The 3432-nt window shown below is 45.1% G+C and carries 1 protein-coding gene; it reads left to right on the top strand.

Translation table 11 applies throughout. The features are described from left to right. A partial coding sequence (locus tag E5S67_RS31480; RefSeq protein ID WP_172193339.1) for an ATP-binding protein occupies positions 1-3432 on the top strand: 3432 nt, incomplete at both ends.

Genomic DNA, 3432 nt, shown 5'->3' with positions numbered 1-3432 from the left:
GCCATATTGCCAAACAACCTCCTTCAATAAACAGCAAAGAAATTCCGCAGGTGCTTTCAGATATGGTGATGAAGCTGATGGCAAAGAATGCTGAAGCTCGCTATCAAAGTGCCTTGGGATTGAAACATGACTTAGAAAGGTGTTTGCAGCAGTGCCAAGAAACTGAAAACATTGAAACTTTTGAGTTAGGACAGCACGACATCAGCGATCGCTTCCTGATTCCCGAAAAACTTTACGGTCGAGAACGAGAAATACAGCAACTTTTAGAAGCCTTTGAACGAGTAGCACAAGGGAACAGCGAAATGATGCTCGTTGCAGGCTTTTCCGGCATCGGAAAAACTGTTGTAGTCAATGAAGTTCACAAACCCATTGTCCGAAAGCATGGCTATTTCAGTAAAGGTAAATTTGACCAGTTCAATCGCAATATTCCCTTTTCGGCATTTGTGCAAGCATTCCGCGATTTAATGACACAATTGCTCAGTGAAAGCGATCTCCAACTCCAAGCATGGCAAACCAAAATTTTAGCAGCCATTGGTGACAACGGACAAGTCATTATTGAAGTCATTCCCGAACTAGAACTGATTATCGGACAACAACCCCCAGCCCCAGAATTATCAGGGATAGCTGCTCAAAATCTATTCAATTTGCTCTTCCAAAAATTTATCTCTGTCTTTACCACAAAAGAGCATCCCTTAGTGATGTTTCTGGATGACTTACAATGGGCGGATTCGGCATCTTTAAAGTTGATGCAGTTGCTCGTAGGTGAATCCCAATCCAGTCACCTGCTACTAATTGGAGCCTATCGAGACAATGAAGTTTCCGCTGCCCATCCCTTGATGTTGACTTTAGATGAAGTCACTAAAACAGGGGCAACTGTCAATACCATCACACTTGCACCTCTGGCTCGAACCAGTTTGAATCAATTAGTAGCAGATACGCTGAATTGTGATCCTAAGTTAGCAGAACCGCTGACGGAATTAGTGTATCAGAAGACAAAAGGAAATCCATTTTTTGCGACGCAGTTTCTCAAGGCATTGCATCAAGATGAATTGATTAGTTTTGAGATTAAAGAAGGATATTGGCAGTGCGATATTAGCAAAATTACAGAAGCAGCACTGACGGATGATGTAGTTGAATTCATGGCGCAGCAGTTACAGAAATTGCCAGTTGAAACTCAGTCAGTTTTAAAATTAGCCGCTTGCATTGGCAATCAGTTCGATCTGACAACATTAGCAATTGTTTCGCAAATTTCGGAGACGGAAACGGCAACGGCATTGTGGAAAACTTTACAGGAAGGTTTTGTTTTACCTCAGAGTGAGGTTTATAAATTTTATGTAGGGGAAGAAGAAAATATCGATCGCGCTACTTCTCAAACAGTTTCCTATCGATTCTTGCACGATCGCGTCCAACAAGCCGCTTATTCTTTGATTCCGGAAGAAGAACGCGCGATCGCCCATTATCACATCGGGCAATTACTCCTGCAACAAATTTCAGCAGAAGCTAGAGAAGAACGCATTTTTGAATTAGTCAATCAGTTGAACTATGGAACCACACTGGTTGTGGATCGGCAGGAAAGGGAGGAACTCGCTCAACTCAACCTAACTGCTTGCCGCAAAGCGAGATTGGCAACTGCCTATCAAGCAGCCCGCGAATATGCCACAGTGGGGCTGAAACTGCTAGGAACAGACGCTTGGCAAGGGCAGTATGAAATCACCCTATCTCTGTACGACTTGGCTGCTGAGGTGGCTTTTTTGGCCGGGGATTTTGAGCAGATGCACCAGTGGATTGAAGCGGTGATTCATCATGCGAAAACACCTTTAGAACAGGTCCAAGTTTATCAAGTCAAAATCCAGGCATTGGTAGCCCGCAATAAATTTGTTGAGGCGATCGCGATCGGTCAATCAGTCTTCCAAATGTTAGGCGTAAACCTACCAAATGAACCAACCCTAGACGATATTCGGCAGTTGAAGCAAGAAATTGATGCCTTAATTGAAGGTCGCTCTATTGAATCATTCTTTCATCTGCCGAAAATGAGCGACCCTCAGCAACTCGCCATTATGCAAAATGCGGCTCGCCTAACACCCGTCTGTTATATGTCCGGCACCAAGCTTTATTTCCTGGTCGTGGCACTCCAGGTTAAGTTGTCCATCCAATTCGGCAATAGTCCGGTTTCAGCTTTTTGCTACGTGGGTTACGCCTTCCAACTGAGGATGCTGTGGGGCGACATGACAATGGTGCCTCAGTTTGGGCAATTAGGATACCAACTCGCCTTAGAACCCGATGCCAAAAACATTCGAGCCGCCACCGCCATGTTAATGGGGGCCTATGTGGGTTCTTGGACGATCCATTTGCAAGAAACGCTGCCCATTCTTCTCGATGGCTATCAAGCTGGATTAGAAACAGGCAATCTAGAATTTATGGGATACGACGCCCAGTTGTACTGTTTCAATGCTTATTGGTACGGTCAACCGCTCGCTGAACTCGAACCGCAAATTCGCGCCTATTACCAACAGTTGTGCGACCTCCACCAAGTCACAGCAGCAAACTGTGTGTTGGCGTACTGGCAGGCGGCTCAAATTCTCTTGGGTCAGTCAGAGGACGAAATTCCCTTACGCCAAGATGCCTATGAAGAAAAAGTCCTGGCTGAGGCCAAAGTCGATTTTTACCGACTATCTTTCTTCTACTTGTATCGATTCACATTGAATTACTGGTTGGAAGACTTTGCTAAAGCAGAACACGATGCCGCTCAAACGCGACATTATTTGGCGGGAGGGATGGGAAGTATCGTTGAACCGATCTTCTACTTCTATGATTCTCTGAACGTGCTGGCCACTCCGCCTGCATCGATGTCCGAGTCAGAGCCGCGATGGCAGCGAATGCAAGAAAATCAAGCCAAGCTAAAAGACTGGGCAGATTATGGTCCCATGAATTACTTGCACAAATATCATTTAGTTGAAGCTGAAAAACATCGCGTTCTTGCTCGCAAAACAGAAGCTCTAGAATTTTACGATCTTGCAGTTAAAGGAGCCAAGGAAAACGGTTATATCCAAGAGGAAGGATTAGCCAACGAATTAGCTGCCAAGTTCTACTGGGAATGGGGCAAAGAAAAAGTCGCCGCCAGCTATATGCAGGAAGCATATTACTGTTATGCCCGCTGGGGAGCACTAGCCAAAATAGAAGACCTAGAACAACGCTATCCCCAATTACTTCATCCCATCCTGAATCAGCCCAAACTTCGCTTTAATCCTCTAGAGACGCTAGCAACGATTACCCACTCTTCGCAGACTTCCAGCACCAGCAGCACGAGTATTTCCGAGGCCCTTGATTTCGCCTCTATTGTGCAAGCTGCTCAAGCTTTATCCAGTAAAATTCAGCTTGATGAATTGTTCGGTAGCCTCAACCAAATTATTTTAAAAACTTCAGGGGCAGAAA

The organism is Microcoleus asticus IPMA8 (assembly GCF_013179805.1).
Taxonomy (GTDB): Bacteria; Cyanobacteriota; Cyanobacteriia; order Cyanobacteriales; family Microcoleaceae; genus Microcoleus; species Microcoleus asticus.
Note: the sequence above shows the minus strand (reverse complement) of the source record. Positions and strands in the feature narration are given on the sequence as shown.